Source organism: Lentzea sp. NPDC036949 (assembly GCF_055608075.1).
Genome location: NZ_JBVJRA010000001.1, coordinates 20137 through 36452 on the forward strand (window position 1 = coordinate 20137; position 16316 = coordinate 36452).

At 71.4% G+C, this 16316-nt stretch carries 19 protein-coding genes; 12 read left to right on the plus strand and 7 right to left on the minus strand.

Annotated features, from left to right (window positions below):
- The first annotated feature begins 2 nt into the window (after window positions 1–2).
- Window positions 3–1430, plus strand: a complete 1428-nt coding sequence (locus ACZ7CD_RS00125; protein ID WP_470370098.1) for an aldehyde dehydrogenase family protein — start codon at window positions 3–5, stop codon at window positions 1428–1430.
- Window positions 1423–2286 (plus strand): aldehyde dehydrogenase family protein, encoded by an 864-nt coding sequence (locus tag ACZ7CD_RS00130; protein ID WP_470370097.1) that lies wholly within the window; start codon window positions 1423–1425, stop codon window positions 2284–2286. The genes ACZ7CD_RS00125 and ACZ7CD_RS00130 overlap by 8 nt, the downstream gene beginning before the upstream one ends.
- 4 nt (window positions 2287–2290) lie before the next feature.
- Here the strand turns inward: ACZ7CD_RS00130 and ACZ7CD_RS00135 are convergent, their stop codons facing one another.
- Genes ACZ7CD_RS00135 through ACZ7CD_RS00145 form a run of 3 tightly spaced genes read right to left on the minus strand, consistent with a single transcriptional unit; the run spans window position 2291 to window position 4250 of the window.
- Window positions 2291–2497: a helix-hairpin-helix domain-containing protein gene (locus ACZ7CD_RS00135; RefSeq protein WP_360396014.1), complete on the minus strand. Its 207-nt coding sequence runs from the start codon at window positions 2495–2497 to the stop codon at window positions 2291–2293.
- Window positions 2494–3123, minus strand: coding sequence for a response regulator transcription factor (locus ACZ7CD_RS00140; RefSeq protein ID WP_360396012.1), 630 nt, complete (start codon window positions 3121–3123; stop codon window positions 2494–2496). Before ACZ7CD_RS00140 ends, ACZ7CD_RS00135 begins: the two co-directional genes overlap by 4 nt.
- Window positions 3120–4250 (minus strand): sensor histidine kinase, encoded by a 1131-nt coding sequence (locus ACZ7CD_RS00145; protein ID WP_360396010.1) that lies wholly within the window; start codon window positions 4248–4250, stop codon window positions 3120–3122. Before ACZ7CD_RS00145 ends, ACZ7CD_RS00140 begins: the two co-directional genes overlap by 4 nt.
- A 109-nt stretch (window positions 4251–4359) precedes the next feature.
- On the opposite strand from ACZ7CD_RS00145, the gene ACZ7CD_RS00150 reads away from it, so the two are divergent.
- The 3 genes from ACZ7CD_RS00150 to ACZ7CD_RS00160 all read left to right on the plus strand — a co-directional run bounded on the left by ACZ7CD_RS00150 (window position 4360) and on the right by ACZ7CD_RS00160 (window position 7822).
- Window positions 4360–5046, plus strand: coding sequence for an ABC transporter ATP-binding protein (locus ACZ7CD_RS00150; RefSeq protein WP_360396008.1), 687 nt, complete (start codon window positions 4360–4362; stop codon window positions 5044–5046).
- Window positions 5043–7220, plus strand: a complete 2178-nt coding sequence (locus ACZ7CD_RS00155; protein ID WP_470378070.1) for an FtsX-like permease family protein — start codon at window positions 5043–5045, stop codon at window positions 7218–7220. The genes ACZ7CD_RS00150 and ACZ7CD_RS00155 overlap by 4 nt, the downstream gene beginning before the upstream one ends.
- A 77-nt stretch (window positions 7221–7297) precedes the next feature.
- Window positions 7298–7822 (plus strand): VanZ family protein, encoded by a 525-nt coding sequence (locus tag ACZ7CD_RS00160; RefSeq protein ID WP_360396005.1) that lies wholly within the window; start codon window positions 7298–7300, stop codon window positions 7820–7822.
- On the opposite strand, the gene ACZ7CD_RS00165 is transcribed toward ACZ7CD_RS00160, so the two are convergent.
- Window positions 7785–8321, minus strand: coding sequence for an SMI1/KNR4 family protein (locus ACZ7CD_RS00165; protein ID WP_360396003.1), 537 nt, complete (start codon window positions 8319–8321; stop codon window positions 7785–7787). The two genes, ACZ7CD_RS00160 and ACZ7CD_RS00165, sit on opposite strands and share 38 nt — an antisense overlap.
- Before the next feature lie 91 nt (window positions 8322–8412).
- Between ACZ7CD_RS00165 and ACZ7CD_RS00170 the strand changes: the two genes are divergently transcribed.
- On the plus strand, window positions 8413–8739 hold the full coding sequence (locus tag ACZ7CD_RS00170; protein WP_360396001.1) for a type VII secretion target: 327 nt from the start codon (window positions 8413–8415) through the stop codon (window positions 8737–8739).
- Entirely contained in the window at window positions 8736–9929 is a 1194-nt protein-coding gene (locus tag ACZ7CD_RS00175; RefSeq protein ID WP_470378071.1) for a C40 family peptidase, read from the plus strand. Before ACZ7CD_RS00170 ends, ACZ7CD_RS00175 begins: the two co-directional genes overlap by 4 nt.
- Here the strand turns inward: ACZ7CD_RS00175 and ACZ7CD_RS00180 are convergent.
- Window positions 9911–10345, minus strand: coding sequence for a limonene-1,2-epoxide hydrolase family protein (locus tag ACZ7CD_RS00180; protein ID WP_470378072.1), 435 nt, complete (start codon window positions 10343–10345; stop codon window positions 9911–9913). The genes ACZ7CD_RS00175 and ACZ7CD_RS00180 overlap by 19 nt on opposite strands.
- A gap of 10 nt (window positions 10346–10355) precedes the next feature.
- The gene (locus ACZ7CD_RS00185) at window positions 10356–10682 is read right to left on the minus strand and encodes a YnfA family protein (protein ID WP_360395996.1); all 327 of its coding nucleotides are present in this window, start codon (window positions 10680–10682) and stop codon (window positions 10356–10358) included.
- A gap of 31 nt (window positions 10683–10713) precedes the next feature.
- On the opposite strand from ACZ7CD_RS00185, the gene ACZ7CD_RS00190 reads away from it, so the two are divergent.
- The 4 genes from ACZ7CD_RS00190 to ACZ7CD_RS00205 are packed head-to-tail and all read left to right on the plus strand — an operon-like array spanning window position 10714 to window position 13241.
- A complete protein-coding gene (locus tag ACZ7CD_RS00190; protein ID WP_458430258.1) occupies window positions 10714–11070 on the plus strand; it encodes a hypothetical protein in 357 nt (118 codons plus the stop codon).
- Entirely contained in the window at window positions 11067–11504 is a 438-nt protein-coding gene (locus ACZ7CD_RS00195; RefSeq protein WP_470378073.1) for a hypothetical protein, read from the plus strand. The genes ACZ7CD_RS00190 and ACZ7CD_RS00195 overlap by 4 nt, the downstream gene beginning before the upstream one ends.
- A 55-nt stretch (window positions 11505–11559) precedes the next feature.
- Window positions 11560–12771, plus strand: a complete 1212-nt coding sequence (locus ACZ7CD_RS00200) for a primosomal protein (RefSeq protein ID WP_360395992.1) — start codon at window positions 11560–11562, stop codon at window positions 12769–12771.
- A 32-nt stretch (window positions 12772–12803) separates the two neighbouring features.
- Window positions 12804–13241 carry a GDP-mannose 4,6-dehydratase gene (locus ACZ7CD_RS00205; RefSeq protein WP_470378074.1) on the plus strand — a complete coding sequence of 146 codons (438 nt, stop codon included), beginning with the start codon at window positions 12804–12806 and terminating at the stop codon, window positions 13239–13241.
- Between the two features lie 95 nt (window positions 13242–13336).
- Here the strand turns inward: ACZ7CD_RS00205 and ACZ7CD_RS00210 are convergent, their stop codons facing one another.
- Window positions 13337–14434, minus strand: coding sequence for an adenosine deaminase (locus tag ACZ7CD_RS00210; RefSeq protein ID WP_360395988.1), 1098 nt, complete (start codon window positions 14432–14434; stop codon window positions 13337–13339).
- A gap of 334 nt (window positions 14435–14768) precedes the next feature.
- Here ACZ7CD_RS00210 and ACZ7CD_RS00215 point away from each other — a divergent pair, with 334 nt between their 5' ends.
- The gene (locus ACZ7CD_RS00215) at window positions 14769–16172 is read left to right on the plus strand and encodes a hypothetical protein (protein ID WP_470378075.1); all 1404 of its coding nucleotides are present in this window, start codon (window positions 14769–14771) and stop codon (window positions 16170–16172) included.
- Window positions 16173–16316 lie beyond the last annotated feature (144 nt).

The following is a 16316-nucleotide window of genomic DNA, read 5'->3' on the forward strand; positions in this document are numbered from 1 at the left end:
ACATGTGGGAATACGCCCCCGCGCCCGAGTCGCGGGCCATCGCGAACCTCAAGCCGAACTACCGGATGTTCGTCGACGGCGAGTTCGTCGAGGGCTCCGGCGAACCGCTCAAGAGCATCAACCCCGGCACCGAGGAGGTGCTGGCCGAGGTCTCCACCGCGTCGAAGTCCGATGTGGACACCGCGGTGACGGCCGCACGCCGCGCCTACGACCGCGTGTGGTCGAAGATGCCCGGTGCCGAGCGCGCCAAGTACATCTACCGGATCGCGCGCCAGATCCAGGAACGCGGCCGTGAGCTCGCGGTGCTGGAGTCGCTGGACAACGGCAAGCCGATCAGGGAGTCGCGCGACGTCGACGTCCCCACGGCCGCCGCGCACTTCTTCTACCACGCGGGCTGGGCGGACAAGCTCTCGTACGCGGGCTACGGCCCCGACCCGCGCCCGCTGGGCGTGGCCGGTCAGGTCATCCCGTGGAACTTCCCGCTGCTGATGGCCGCGTGGAAGATCGCCCCGGCCCTGGCCTGCGGCAACACCGTGGTGCTGAAGCCCGCCGAGACCACCCCGCTGACCGCGCTGGTGCTCGCCGAGATCATCCAGCAGTGCGACCTGCCGCCGGGCGTCGTCAACATCCTCCCCGGTGCCGGTGACGTGGGCGCGACCCTCGTCGAGCACCCGGACGTGAACAAGGTCGCCTTCACCGGCTCGACCGAGGTCGGCAAGATCATCCAGGGCAACCTGGCCGGCACGGCGAAGAAGCTCACCCTGGAGCTCGGCGGCAAGGCGGCGAACATCGTGTTCGACGACGCCCCGCTCGACCAGGCCGTCGAGGGCATCGTCAACGGCATCTTCTTCAACCAGGGCCACGTCTGCTGCGCCGGTTCCCGCCTGCTCGTGCAGGAGTCCGTCGCCGACGAACTGTTGGAGAAGCTGCACGCCCGCGTGTCCACGCTGCGCGTCGGCGACCCGCTCGACAAGAACACCGACGTCGGCGCCATCAACTCCCGCGAGCAGCTCACCAAGATCCAGGAGCTGACCGAGTCGGGCGAGGCCGAGGGCGCGGTCCGCTGGACCTCCTCGTGCCCGTTGCCGGACAAGGGCTTCTACTTCGCCCCGACGGTGTTCTCCAACGTCTCGCAGGCGATGCGCATCGCCCGTGAGGAGATCTTCGGCCCGGTGCTGTCGGTCCTGACCTTCCGCACCCCGGAAGAGGCCGTGGCCAAGGCCAACAACACCCCGTACGGCCTGTCGGCCGGCGTGTGGACCGAGAAGGGCTCGCGCATCCTCTGGATGGCGTCGAAGATGCGCGCCGGCGTGGTGTGGTCCAACACGTTCAACCGCTTCGACCCCACCGCCCCGTTCGGCGGCTACCAGGAGTCGGGCTTCGGCCGCGAGGGCGGCCGCACCGGTCTGGAGGCCTACCTCGATGTCTGATCGCATCTCGGTCGCGAAGACCTACAAGCTCTACATCGGCGGCGCCTTCCCGCGTTCCGAGTCGGGCCGCTCCTACCCGGTGACCGACACCAAGGGCGCCTTCCTCGCCAACGCCGCCCACGGCTCCCGCAAGGACGCCCGCGACGCCGTGACCGCGGCCCGCAAGGCGTTCGGCCCCTGGTCCGGCGCCACGGCCTACAACCGCGGCCAGGTCCTGTACCGGGTGGCCGAGGTCCTGGAGGGCCGCCGCGAGCAGTTCACCACCGAGGTCGCCGTCTCCGAGGGCGTCGCGGTGAAGAAGGCCCAGTCCCTCGTGGACACCGCCATCGACCGCTGGGTCTGGTACGCGGGCTGGACGGACAAGATCGCCGCGGTCCTGGGCTCCTCGAACCCGGTCGCCGGCCCGTACTTCTCGTTCAGCACCCCGGAACCGACCGGCGTGGTGGCCGTACTGGCCCCCCAGCAGTCGTCCCTGCTGGGCCTGGTCTCGGTCATCGCCCCGGTGATCGCCTCCGGCAACACCTGCGTCGTCATCACCTCGCAGGACCGCCCGCTCCCGGCGATCACGCTGTCCGAGGTGATGGCCACCAGCGACCTGCCCGGCGGCGTCGTCAACATCATCACCGGCCACACGGCGGAGATCGCCCCGTGGCTCGCCTCGCACGCGGACGTGAACGCCCTGGACCTGACCGGCGCCCCCGAGTCGCTGCGCGCGGACCTGGAACGGTCGGCCGCGGGAACGGTGAAGCGGGTCCTGCGCATCCGGCCCGACGAGGACTTCACCCGCGAGCCGGACCTGTCCCGGTTGCGGGCGTACCTGGAGACGAAGACGGTCTGGCACCCGATGGGGGTGTGAGACCTCAGCCGGCGGCGTAGGTCTTGCCCTGCGCCGCCAGCTCCTCGCCGAGGATGCGGACCGCCTTCGGGCCGACGCCGTGGATGCTCAGCAGGGTCTTCGCGGAGACCTCGGTGAGGGAGTCGAACGTGGTGTAGCCGTGGGCGGCCAGCTCACGGGTGGCGACTTTGCCGATGGCACGCGGGAACTCGGTCTCAGGCTGTTCGGTCACGAGTTCACCAGCCCCGCCCGCCAGGCCCACGAAGCGATCCCCACCCGGTTCTTCACGTTCAACTTCGTCTGCACCGACGCCAGGTGCGTCTTCACCGTCGACAACGACAGGTACAACGCCCCGGCGATCTCCTGGTTCGACAGCCCGCGGGCGACCTCCCGCACCACGTCCTGCTCCCGAGCCGTGAGCAGCCCGAGGTCCGGCCGCGACGCGGGCCGCGCGAAGTGCTCCAGCATCCGCACGGTCACCTGCGGCGAGATCAGCGCGTTCCCGGCGGCTGCCGCCCGCACGGCCTCCACCAGCAGCGCGGGCCCGGCGTCCTTGGTCAAGAACCCCGAAGCGCCGTTCTCCAGAGCCGTGTGCACGTACTCGTCCAGGTCGAAGGTCGTCACCACGACGACCTTGGTCGAGGTCACGGACAGCTTCTTGGTGACCTCCAGCCCGTCGAGACCGGGCATGCGGATGTCCAGCAGCGCCACGTCCGGCTGGAGTTCCCTGGCGGCGGTCACCGCGGTCACGCCGTCGGGCACGTCGGCGACGACGGTGATGTCGGGCTGCTTCTCCAGGATCATCCGAAACCCGACGCGGACCATCTCCTGGTCGTCGGCGATGAGGACCGAGATCACTTGGTTCCTTCCAGTGGCAGTTCCGCGAGCACCTGCCAGCCGTTCTCGCGCGGGCCGGCGGAGAACAGGCCGCCGAGCAGGTCGACGCGTTCACGCATGCCCACCAGACCGTACCCACCCTGGTTCAGCTCGCCGGGGCGGCCGTCGTCGGCGACCACCACGCGCAGTGCTCCCGCGGGGGTGCGGGAGATGTCGACGTCGACCGCGGTCGGGGACTCGGCGTGCTTGTGCACGTTCGTCAGGGACTCCTGGACCAGGCGCAGCACCGAGCGGCCCAGCTCCGGGGGCACGACCTCGGGCAGGTCCATGCGCAGGCGGGTGGTGAAGCCGAGCTCGCGGGTGCGTTCGACGGTGGCGATCACGTCGGCGGCGAGGTCGGTGGTGGCCACGTCGTTCTCGCCCTGGCGCAGGGTGCCGACCAGGCGGCGCATCGCGCCGAGGGCCTCCGTGCCGCTGCGGACGATGCCGGGCAGCAGGCGGTGGGCGGCGCGCGGGTCGTCGTCGGAGACCTCCAGCGCCGCCTGGGCCTGGATGAGCATGCCGGTGACGTGGTGGGCGACGACGTCGTGCAGCTCGCGGGCCAGGACGATGCGCTCCTCCTTCTGCGCGTCGGTGACGGCGGCGGCGATCAGGCGGCCGCTCTCGGAGTCGCGGGCGCGGAAGTACAGGCCGGTGCCGACGGCGAGGAAGCCGAGGACGAGGGAGCCGAGGACCTCGTTGTAGTTGTAGGACGCGAGCCAGTTGTCGCGGATGATCGCGGCGAACACGCTCACGGCCATCAGCGAGCCGACCGACCAGGTGGCGGAGCGGCGGGGTTCCTCGCGCACGACCACGGCGGTGAGCACCAGGCAGGCGGCGGTCTCGGCCACGGTGAGCGGGCTGAGGACCGTCGGCAGGTTCACGTCGAACAGCCGGACCACGAACGACGCCACGAAGATCGACGCCACGGTCACCGGGATGGTGAAGGCGCGGGACCTGAACGACGCCACCGCCGCGATGCAGGGCGGCACGCTGAGCAGCCACACCAGGGCCTGCGAGCTCGTCGGCCCCGACATGAAGATGAGCTCGGCGAGCATCAGCAGCGCGAGCCCGGCGGCGATCGGCCATTGGCCCCGATGACTGTCCACGGGAGGCAACGGTAGGACCACCGAACCGTTCCGGCCTCGGTCATCCGGCTGATCCGGTGTGTCGTCAAGGCTGAGGTTTCCCCGGCGCGGACCCGGCACCGTCAGCACCATGAATTCGGTTCTGGCCGCTCGTGGCCTCGTCAAGACCTACGGCGACGTGCACGCGCTCGCCGGGGTGGACATCGACATCTCGCCAGGTGACGTGCTGGCCGTGGTCGGCCCGTCCGGTTCCGGCAAGACGACCCTGCTGCACGTGCTGTCCGGGATCCTGCGGGCCGACGGCGGTGACGTGTTCCTCGACGGGCGCGCGATCGGGGAGCTGAGCGAGACGGGGCGCAGCGAGCTGCGGCGCACGGCGTTCGGGTTCGTGTTCCAGTCCGGCATGCTCGTCGCCGAGCTCACGGCCGAGGAGAACGCCGCGCTGCCGATGCTGCTCGGCGGGCGCTCGCGCGAGGAGTCGCTCGGCGCGGCCCGGCTGTGGCTCGCGCGGCTGGGCCTGCAGGGCATGGAGCAGCGGCGGCCCGGTGAGCTGTCCGGCGGCCAGGCGCAGCGGGTCGCCATCGCACGGGCGCTGGCGCACCGGCCGCGGGTGGTGTTCGCGGACGAGCCGACCGGTGCCCTCGACACCCGCACCGGGCAGGAGATGATGACCGCGCTGCTGCAGGCCGCGCGGGAGACGAACGCCGCTGTCGTGATCGTCACGCACGACAAGGCGATCGCCGACCGGGCCCACCGGGTCGTCGACATCCAGGACGGCCGCATCGCCGTTCCGAACCGCGGTCAGGTGCCGGCATGAGGATCGCGCTCGCGGTGCTGCGCAGGGACCGCCGCAGCCAGGTCGCCACCGTGCTGGTCGCGCTCGGCGTGATGATCGCGGTGTCGCTGGTGCTGTGGCTCGTCGCCGCACCGAACGGACTGCAGGCGCGCGCCGACCGCACCGCGTGGCGGGACGCGGTGAACCAGGGCACCCGGATCACGGTCGACCACACCACCGACTCGTTCCGCGGGCAGCTCGTCGAGCGGTTCGAGGTCTCCCGCAACGAGCCGGGTGACGTGCCGGTCGCCGCCGGTCTCGGCAGGTTCCCGGAGGCCGGCGAGGTCCTGCTGTCCCCCGCGCTGGCCGACCTGGTGCGCGCGCACCCGGCCGAGGAACTCGGCAACCGCTTCCCCGGCACGGTCGCCGGCGTGCTGGGGCCGGAGGCGCTCAAGCACCCCGGTGAGCTCGTCGCCGTCGTCGGACGCGCGGGCGTGAACGGGTTCAGCACCGACGCGCTGCGCAACGCGGCGGGCTCCTACCGCGACGACCACCACGGCATGCTCTACCTGCTCACCCGCGTCGGCCTGGTCGTGCTGGTGGTGCCGTGCCTGGTGCTGGTCGCCTCGGCCGCGCGGCTGACGGCGGCGAAACGGGAACGGCGCCTCGCCGCGCTCCGGCTGGCCGGTGCGACACCGGGGCAGGTCGTCGTGATGACGGCCGTGGAGACCGCGGTCGGTGCCGTCATCGGCAGCGTGCTCGGCGTGCTGGCGGCCCAGCCGTTCAGCCACCTGACCGCGAAGATCCCGTGGGAGGGCGGGACCTGGTACCCCGGCGACTTCGTGCCCTCGACCGCGGTGGTCGCCGCGGTGGCCCTGCTGGCACCGGTGCTGGTCATCGCGGCCGCGATCATGGGCCTGCGCCGCGTGGTGAACCGCCCGCTGGCCGCGGAGGAGCAACGGCGGGTGCGGTCGTGGCGGCTGGTGTCGATCGCCGTCGCGCTGGGCGTGTTCTTCCTCGGCGTCGTCTACGCGCAGCAGGCCGGTGGCGACAGCCAGTTCACCGTGGTGCTGCTCGGGCTCGGCGCGGTGGCGCTGGCGCTGGTGCTGGCCGGTCCGGTGCTCACGGCGCAGGTCGGCCGGTTCTTCGTGGGCCGGTGGCGCACGCCGTCGACGTTGCTCGCCGGGCGCAGGCTCGCCGGTGACCCGGTGGCGGCGTTCCGCGGCTCGGCAGGCGTGGTGATCGCGGTGTTCACCGGCTCGATGGCGCTGACGATGCTGCCCGGCCTGGAGAGCCAGGTGCCGTTCCGCGACGCGACGTGGCAGGGGGGCGCGATCGTCGCCGAGCAGGTGTCGAGCGACCTCGGACCGCTGCGCGCGGCCACCTCGGCGCCGGTCGTGCCGATGCTCGACGGGTTCGTGAGCGACGGCGAGGAGGGCCGCTCCGGCCACTACGTCGTCGTCGGCAGGTGCGCGGAGGTCGCGACGGTCCTCACCGGCCTGGACTGCCGGCCGGGCCCGGCCGTCTACGCCCCCGAGGAGCTGCGGGGGGACCGGTTCCGCACCGCCGGGCCGGGTGACGAGGTCACCGTGCCGCTGCCGCGGCGGTACGAGACGCGGGCGTTCACCGGCGCGGGACGGATCTTCGCGGTGATCGACCCGGAGGTGCTGCCCCAGCTGGCGGGCCGGGTGTCGATGGTGGGCGTGCCGACCACGGCGGAGAACCGCGAGGTCGTGCACACGGCACTGGTCGGCACGTTGCCCGGCGCGCGGCTTGCCGACGGTGAGCAGCGCGGCCTCTACGGCGACACGCTGATGGAGGACCTCCGGCGCGCCACGGTCATCGGCCTGTCGATCGCGGCGGTGCTCGGCGGCATCGGCGCGGCGGTGGCGGCGGCCGGTTCGGTGATCGACCGCAGGCGCACCTTCGGCGCGTTGACAGCGGCCGGAACGCCGATTCGCGTGCTGGGTCGCGCATTGCGCCGGGAAGTGGTTCTTCCCGTGTTCGCCGTCACCATCGCGGCGTGCGGGGCGGGAATCGCCGTGGGTCTCGGACTGCTCGTCCTGGCGCGCGGACTGGTGGGTCACGGGGAAATGCCGCTCACGCCGTGGGTGGTGGCACCGGTCGCCGTCGGAGTGGTGGTCGCGCTGGTAGCGGCGTTGGCGTGCGGCCCGGTACTACGCGGCATCAGCCCGCGGGATTACGCGGCGGAGTAGCACTCGGCCGGAAGTACGAGGCGGGAACTGGCCCTCAGCGCGATGTGCGCGGAGGGCCGTTTTCCTACTTTGGATTCATGACGAATGCACAGCTCGCCAGCATCCAGTGGGGCCTTTTCCTCTCCGTGGTCTTCATTGCGCCGCAGCTGTTCTTCCGTCAGCTCACCTGGCGCAGCGCGCTCGTCACCGGCTACGCGAGCATGCTGTTCGCCGCGACGTTCCTGCCGCTGCAGACGGTGCCGCCGCGCCAGTCCGTGCAGCTGGTCCCGTTCCAGTGGGTCGCCGACACGCTCCGCGACGGGCGGATCGCCTTCGACCAGATGACGTTGAACGTGCTGCTGTTCGTGCCCCTCGGCGCGATGCTGATGTTCTGGGGCAAGCGCACCATCGGCCAGACGGCGCTCATCGGCTGCGGCGTCTCGCTCGTCATCGAGGGTTCGCAGCTCCTGTGGGCGAACCGGATCTTCGACGTGGACGACCTGGTCGCGAACACCACCGGCACCGCGCTCGGGTGGCTCTGCGCGGTGGCCGCGGTGAAGGTCTGGACCGGTGTCGCCGACCGGGTCAGCTGGTCCGCCAGCCCAGCTCACCAGCGGAGTTGACCTCGGCCGTGCAGTGCCCGATCGCGCTGCGCGTCTCCAGTGCCGTGGCGACCTGGTCGAACATCTCGACGATCGACGTCCACTCCGGCTTGGACATCTCGTTGCGGTCCTTGTCCCACTCGACCACGCAGCCGCGCAGCACGCCGGGACGGAGGTCGACGGCGAGCACGTCACCGGTGCCGTCGAACGCGATCGGAAGCCATTCCGAGTGGAATCCGATCGTCGGCGAACCCGCTTCCGAAGAATCCGCCGGCTTCTTGACGTGGGTTTCCCTCAGCACAAAAGCCCGTTCAGCACCCAGCGGTGTGTAAAAGGGCGGCAGGATCTCGGCGAAGAGGTCGGGGTCCGTTCCGCCGTAGACGCTCCACCACAGCTGCAGGTCGTCGGGAACCCTCAGCTCAGGCAGTGCGTCGTACCTCGGACGGAGCACGGCTCGGGTAGCGGGAGCGTGTTCCGCCAGCCATGCCAGGATCCGGTTCCAGTGCTCGATGACACCCACTGTTCCATGATCTTGGCGGAACGACGGGCGAGGTACCGCTCATCGGGGCAGGATCAACGCGAACAGGTCACACCGGGGGAAGCGGCTTCAGATGGCAGAACAGGGTCTCAAGGTCGATCTCGACGCATTGACCGGATATGCGTCGGCGGTCAGCGGATTGGCGAACGAGATCGGCACGGTCGGCACCGGCACGTTGAGCGGCACCACCGCGCTGCCCGGCGACTGCTTCGGCAAGATCGGCGACGAGGTCGGGCTCAGCGCGGCCTTCCAGCAGGCCGCGCAGGTGCAGCTGGACGCGCTGAAAGCGGCGTCCACGGGGCTGTCCGGGCTCGGCACCGCCGTCACCAAGGCCCGCGAGGCCTACATCGCGCAGGAAGACGCGAACGCCGCCGCGCTGAACAAGGCGGCCCGCACGTGAGCGTCGAGGGGCTGCTGGGCCAGTTCATCGCGCCCATGAAGCAGGACCTGGCGAAGCTGGACGGCGACACCGGCGGTGCCCAGCGGGCCGGTGACGCGTTCGACCGCGCCCAGACCGCGCTCGCCGACCTCGGCGGCCGGCACAGCTCGGCCTCCACCGCGGTGCTGAACACGTGGTCCGGCGACAAGGCCAACGCGTTCACCGGCCGCGTGGCGACGTTCGCCGCGGCCACGAACGTGCTCGTGCAGAACGCCTCGACGGTGAAGACGGTGGCCTCGGCCGGCGTCTCGGCCGTGACCGGCGGTCGCACCGCCATCCAGGGCCTCATCGACGAGTTCACCGCCAAGGCCACCCCGCGGCTCGCCGCCGCGGTGGCCGCCAGCCTCGTCGCGGGCCCCGGCGTCGTGCTGGCCGCGCTCGCCGACCTGGCCGGGATGGCCAGCGGTTACCAGGCGAAGACCACGGCCGAGCTGCAGAAGGTCCGCGAGCAGCTCACCCAGCTCGTCGGCCAGCTGAACGGCATGCAGAAACCCGACACCGGCGCTCTCGGCAAGCTCGGCGAGCCGCTGGGCGGTGACGACGGCTCGACCTCGACGTCGGGCGTCTCCGACTCCCCGAAGCAGGAGGCCGCTCCGTCCGGCAACGGCAACGGCTCCGGCGGTTCGAGCGGTGGCGGCGGCGGTGGCTCCGGCAGCGGTGGTGGCGGAGGCGGCGGTGGGGGCGGCGGCAACGGTGGTGGTGGCGGCGGCGGTTCCGGCCCGCGGCTGCCGGTCGCGATTCCGCCGCAGCCCGGCGACGGCGTCGGCGTGAACCTGCCCGACGGCAGCAGCGCCGAGGCGCCGAACGAGACCGCGGCGATGGCCGTGCGCAACGCGCTGTCCGCGCTGGGCACGCCGTACGTGTGGGGCGGCGCGAACCCGCCGCAGGGCACCGACTGCTCCGGCCTGACGCAGTGGGCCTACAAGGGCGCGGGCTTCGACATCCCGCGGCCCGCCTGCGACCAGGCGATGGGCGCCTCGGTGCCGCCGGGCCAGGTGCTGCCCGGCGACCTCGTGGTGTGGGACGGCCACGTCGCGATGGTGATCGGCAACGGCCAGATGGTCGAGGCCGGTGACCCCGTGCAGGTGCAGCCGATCCGCACGACGAACTCCGGCATGTCGTTCTACGGGTTCTACCGCCCGACGGGCTGACCGGACAGCGTCTTCCTGAGGGCGCCGAGGCCGAGCTTGGCCAGGCCCTTCAGGAAGGCGCCCGCGACGTACGCGTGGTCGTAGTGGTCGCGCCACAGCACGACCTTGCCGTCCTTGACGACGAACGTGCCGCACACCCAGAACGCCGCCTCGAACCCGCCGCGCCGGACGACGTCGGTCCGCTGGGTGAGCACGACGCCGCCGTTGGCCGCGATGTGGTGGACGCGGACCTCGACGCCGGTGACGGCCCTGTTCATCAGCCGCAGGTGCCGGGCGACCGTCTTCTTGCCGCGGGCGGGCGGGAACGGCATGTTCCGCCACACCACCCCGTCGCCCATGTGCCGCACGACGGCGTTCTCGTCGAGGGTCTCGGTGGCGCGCAGCATCGCCAGGACAACGTCGCTCGGGTTCGTCACGCCCATGACGTTAGCGAGGCGCGTACATGATCACGGCCACGCCCACCAGGCAGATCAGCGCGCCGGTGACGTCGTAGCGGTCCGGCCGGTACCCGTCGAGCACCATTCCCCAGGCCAGCGACCCGGCCACGAACACACCGCCGTAGGCCGCGAGGATGCGGCCGAAGTTCGCGTCCGGCTGCAGCGTGGCGACGAAGCCGTAGACGCCGAGCGCGATCACCCCGCCGCCGATCCACAACCAGCCGCGGTCCTCCCGGACGCCCTGCCAGACCAGCCAGGCGCCGCCGATCTCCAGCAGGGCGGCGAGCGCGAACAACGCGACCGAACGCAGGATCATGCGGCACACTGTCGCAGTAGGGGGTGATCAGGTGGACGACGACGTCGAGCGCGCCGCTCGGAAGGTGCGCGATGTCGGGCAGGCGGTGTCGGAACACGTCACGCGCAGTGGTCCCGTCACGGGACGGGCGTCCTCGCCGGACGGCGCGGTGACGGTGGTCGGGACACCGGGTGGTCCGCCGCTGGAGATCTCGGTGAGCGCCGCCGCGCTGCGGATGGGTCCGCACGGGCTGGCCGCCGAGATCGTGCGCGTCGCCGAGAAGGCCCGGCTCAGCGCCGGCTCGCGGCTGCACGAGACGCTGGAACGGGTAGTCGACCCGCGGGAGCTGAACGCGATGGGCTTCGAACGCGGCCACGACGACGAGCAGCAGCAGGGGTGGCTGCGGTGAACGAGGAACGCATGCGGGCCGTCGAGCAGCTCCAGCGCGACCTCGCGGTGACCGCGGAGACAGTCGAGCACCCGAGCGGCCTGTGCACCGCCACGGCGACGGCGAGCGGTGAGCTCAGGGCCCTGCACCTGCACCCCGCGCTGCTGAGCCGGGGTGCGCGGGCGGTCGGCCAGGTCGCCACCGAGACCGCGCGGCTCGCGACGAACGCGGCCGTGCAGACGAGCTTCAACAGGATGGCGCTGGCGCTGGGCGACGGCATGGCCATCAACGTCGAGGCGATCGCCGGCGACTCGCCGTTCCGCGCGACGTGGAACCCGGTGGTGCCCCCGGTCGTTGCAGCTCCTGAGGCGGTTGCGCCCAGGCAGCCGAGGACGCCCCTCGTCGACGACCCGGACGAGGACGCCTTCTTCGAGAACCCCTTTGGGCGCCGGTGATCAGCACCGTTAGGCTCGCCCACGGCATTCGGCAGGCATGACCGGGAGGTCAGTGATGGCGCAGGACATCGTCCCCATCGAGCTGGGGCTGACGCAGGGTGACGTGGTCACGCTGTGGGCACCCCGGTGGCGTGAGGAGGGTGAGGAGTGGGAGGCCTTCCTCGGTGACGAGGAGGACCTGTTCGTCTTCCCCGACGCCGCGCACCTCGCCGCCTTCGTGCGCACCGCGGGCGAACACGACCTCACCGACCACCCGGCGTGGCCGATCGTGCCGAAGCTCGGCATCGCGGACCTCTCGCCGGACGACAACCACCAGTTCGACCTGGTGGGCGTGCCCGAGCTGGTCGCGGAGGACCCGGACACCTGGACCATCGGCGAGCTCGCGGACGTGATCGCGATCGTCCGGTCGCTCGCGGACGTGTGCGACCTCGAGAAGATCCACGAGGTGCTCGACTCCGCGGAGGGCTTCTCGCTGCTGCCGCAGGGCACGCTGCCGTTCAGCGGCCGTGACGGGGCGAAGCTGTGGGACGAGCTGTCCTCGGTCGTCTCGGAGAAGTGGGACGAGGTCCTCGACGCCATCGACAGCGTGGTCAACACGCCGGAGGTGCCGGAGAAGGAGCTCACCCTCGCGCAGGAGGAGCTCGCGGAGCTCGAAGCCGCCCAGCCCGCCGAGGTCGACGACGTCACCGAGGACGGCGACGAGGAGAAGGCGGAGCCCACCGGCTTCTGGGCCGAGGTCGGCATCGACCCCATCAAGATCATCACGTCCGCCGGCGAGTTCTACACGCTGCGCTGCTACCTCGGCGACGACCCGATCTTCCTGGGCCGCCGCGGCAAGATCGAGGTCTTCACCTCGTCGCGCGCGCTGAGCCGGTTCGTCGCCGAGAACGACGACCACGACCTGGCCGAGGTCGAGACCTGGAACGACGTGAAGGTCAAGGCCACCGCGGGCGAGCTCGACGCCGAGGTGGACGACGACAACGTCTACGTGCTCACCGGCATCGCCGAGGACATGGAGGAGGGCCCCGACGCCCTCGACCCGCAGCAGCTCGACCTCGCCGTCGAGCTGTTCGAGGACGCGGCCGAGTGGGCGGGCGACGAGTCCGTGAAGGAGGCGCTGGCCACCTCGGAGTCGCTGGGCTGGCTGGTGTCGTTCGTGGTCGCGCCGGACCCGACGCGGCTCGCGCCGTCCGCGCCGTACGACGCGGAGGTGGCGTCGTTCCGCGAGCTGCAGGCCAAGTTCGAGGACCGGCTCAACGTCAACTGACGTTCCGGCACGGGGAAGGGGCCGCTCGCGCGATGCGAGCGGCCCCTTCCTCGTCGCAGCGGCTCGCCGCCGACCTCCGCGACCGCAGCACGCTCGGCGACCACGGCCCGGCCGGGTCGATGGAGAGCGAGGCCGAGCTGGCCGGCGTCGACGCCACCGAGGCGTTCCACAGGGACTCGCCTTACCGGCCGCGCACGCCGTACAACGCCTCCAAGGCAGGCGGCGACCACGCGGTGCGGTCGTACTTCGAGACGTTCGGGCTGCCGGTCACGATCACCAACTGCGCCGACAACTACGGGCCGAACCAGTTCCCTGGGAACGTGCTGCCGCAGTCGCGCGAACAGGTCGTGCCGGACCGGCCCGGTCACGACCGCCGCTACCTGCTCGACTCCCGCGTGATCGGCCGCGAACTGGGCCGGCGCCCGGAGATCCGGCCGCGAGCTGGGCTGGCGCCCGGAGATCGGCTTTGAGGCCGGTGTCCGGGACACCATCCGCTGGTACGCGGCCAACCGCGCGTGGTGGGAGCCGTTGCGGACGCTCAGCCCGGTCGACGAGAGCGCATGGGCTACCGCGCGGTGAGCGCCGCGTAGCCCGGCTTGACGAGCTCGTTGATGATGGCGAGCCGCTCGTCGAACCCGATGAACGCCGACTTCATGGCGTTGATCGTGAACCACTGCAGGTCGGCCCAGCCGTAGCCGAACGTCTCGGCGAGCGCGGCGAACTCGCTCGACAGCGAGCAGTCGCTCATCAGGCGGTTGTCGGTGTTGACGGTGACGCGGAAGCGCAGCTTCGCGAGCAGGCCGATCGGGTGCTCGGCGAGCGTCGGGGCGGCACCGGTCTGCAGGTTCGACGTCGGGCACATCTCCAGCGGGATGCGGCGGTCGCGCACGTACGCGGCCAGGCGGCCCAGCTCGGCGCCGGCGACGTCGCCGTCGGACACCTTGATGTCGTCGACGATCCGCACCCCGTGGCCGAGGCGTTCGGCACCGCAGTGCTGGATCGCCTCCCAGATCGAGGGCAGGCCGAACGCCTCACCGGCGTGGATGGTGAAGTGCGCGTTCTGCTGACGCAGGTACTCGAACGTGTCGAGGCCGCGGGTGGGAGGGAAGCCGGCCTCGGGGCCCGCGATGTCGAACCCGACGACGCCGAGGTCGCGGTAGCGGACGGCGAGCTCGGCGATGCGCAGCCAGCCCTCGTTCTGGCGCATGGCGCACAGCAGCGTGCCGACGCGGATCTTGCGACCGGTCTCGGCGACGCGGGCGGACCCGACCCGGAAGCCCTCCTGGACGGCCTCGACGACCTGCTCCAGCGAGAGGCCCTTCTCGGTGTTCAGCTCGGGGGCGTAGCGGATCTCGGCGTAGACGACGCCGTCGGCCGCGAGGTCCTCCACGGCCTCGGCGGCGACGCGGACCAGGGACGCCTCGTCCTGCATGACCCCGCACGTGTGGGCGAAGCCCTCCAGGTAGCGCACGAGGGACCCGGAGTTCGCGTTGTCGCGGAACCAGCCGCCCAGGACGCCCGCGTCGGTGGTGGGCAGGCCCTGGTAGCCGGTGGCATCGGCGAGTTCGATCACCGTCTGCGGGCGGAGGCCACCGTCGAGGTGGTCGTGCAGCAGGACCTTCGGCGCGCTGCGGATGGTCTCCAAGGTAAGCGGCGTGGACATCACTACACGTTACTCCAGGCGACACGCCGCTTCAGAGCCGGATGAAATGATCTTGGCGGCGCTATGCTCAGGAGTCGTTCTCAGATGTTGCCGATCCGTGATCAGCAACTTTCTGCAACCAGGGCGAGGCTCACGTCACCCCAAGGTAGGAACATCACTTCTCGCTACCGCCCACTCGCGGCCAGTGACTTGGCGTTCGGTCCAGCACGCTAGCCCGACCGGGCTAGTCAGCCATCCGCGCACGGCCTTTTTCCGGCGGGGGTGGTACGGAGCCACGCCATGACGCGGATAGGCTCCCGTGGTCTCCCCTCCCCTTGGACGAAGGCACTCAGCCGTGACAGAGAACAACAACTCCACGATGTCCTTCGATCGGATGCGCAACATGCTCACGCGCGCCGCGGAGATCCGTGAGAGCGAGCAGCAGCAGATCTTCGACGCGTTGGACGAGATCCACGCCCGGATGTCGCCTCTGGAGTCGCTGGGTTCGGTCCGCAAGCGCCTGTCGGAGCTGCCGGACCGCACCGAGGTCAGCGTGCTCGCGGAACGTCTCGACGAGGCACTCGCCAAGCTGGAGGCCCAGGACAACGCCGTTCAGGACATCGGCCGCGCGGTCGACGGCCTGGTCGACAAGCTCGCCAAGCCCTTCGCCCAGCTCGACGGCCGCCTCGACGGCGTCGCCGGCCGCTTCGAGGGCGTCGCCGGTCGCATGGACGGCCTGGAGGACAAGCTCTCCAGCATCCACAAGCGCATCGACGACCTCGACGGCCACCTGGACAAGCAGGACGGCAAGGTCGAGGCGCTCCCCGCCGCCGTCACGACGCCGCTGCGCGAGCGCATCGAGGCCCTCGAAGCCGCGTTGCGCGGTCGCCTGGACGAGGTCGACGAGGGTGTGCACGAGCACCTCGACGGCACCCGCGAGGCCCTGCAGAAGATCCTCGCCGAGTCGTTCTCCGGCCTGCACGGCCGCGCCGACGAGCAGCGCGACACCCTCGCCGCCGCCCGCGCCGAGCTGTCCGCCGCGATCACCGAGTCCCGCGACTCGCTCGCCGGCTCGCTCGCGGACCGCACCACCCAGATCTCGACGTCGCTGGCCGAGACCCGCGACTCGCTCGCCGGCTCCCTGTCGCAGGCCCGTTCCGAGCTCGCCGGCGCCGTGGTGGAGACCCGCGACTCGCTGGCCGGCTCGCTCGCCGAGACCCGCGCGGAGCTCACCTCCGCCGTCGCCGACACGCGCGACGTCGTCAACGGCAAGCTCGACGAGGCCCGCACCGCGCTGTACGCGGCGATCGAGCAGTCCCGCGACCAGGTCGACTCCGCGGACCGCCTGGAGGCGCTGGCCCGCCGCCTGGAGCTGGTCACCTCGCAGCTCGACACCATGACCAACCGCCTCGACAAGGTCGAGGACGGCTTCGCCGCGCGCATCGCCGAGCTCGGCGGCACCGTCGACGCGAGCCTCTCCAAGGTCGCGGAGACCGTCGGCGCCCGCCCGGACACCGACGCGCTGCAGTCCCTGGTCCGCCGGTCGAACCAGGAGTCGGAACTGCGCATCGGCGGCCAGCTCGACGAGGCCATGGCCACCTTCGCCGAGCTGATCCTCGGCGGCGGCTCGCCCACGCCTCCCCCGCCGCCCACCGCCCTGCCCCGCCCGCAGCGCCGCACCCGCAAGAACGGCGGCCCGAAGCCGGCCAACGGCGGCAAGGACGTGGACGACGACGACCTGGCGGCCGAGGGCGCCTGAGCGCCTGAGACCCCCACCAGGAACGGCCCCGGAGCAACGTCGCTCCGGGGCCGTTCCGCGTTTGCGGTGAACCGGTTGCCGTGCGACGCACGTGCCCACGGGGAGAGCGCTCACACACGCCGTGGTTATGCTCGCGCCGGCTGG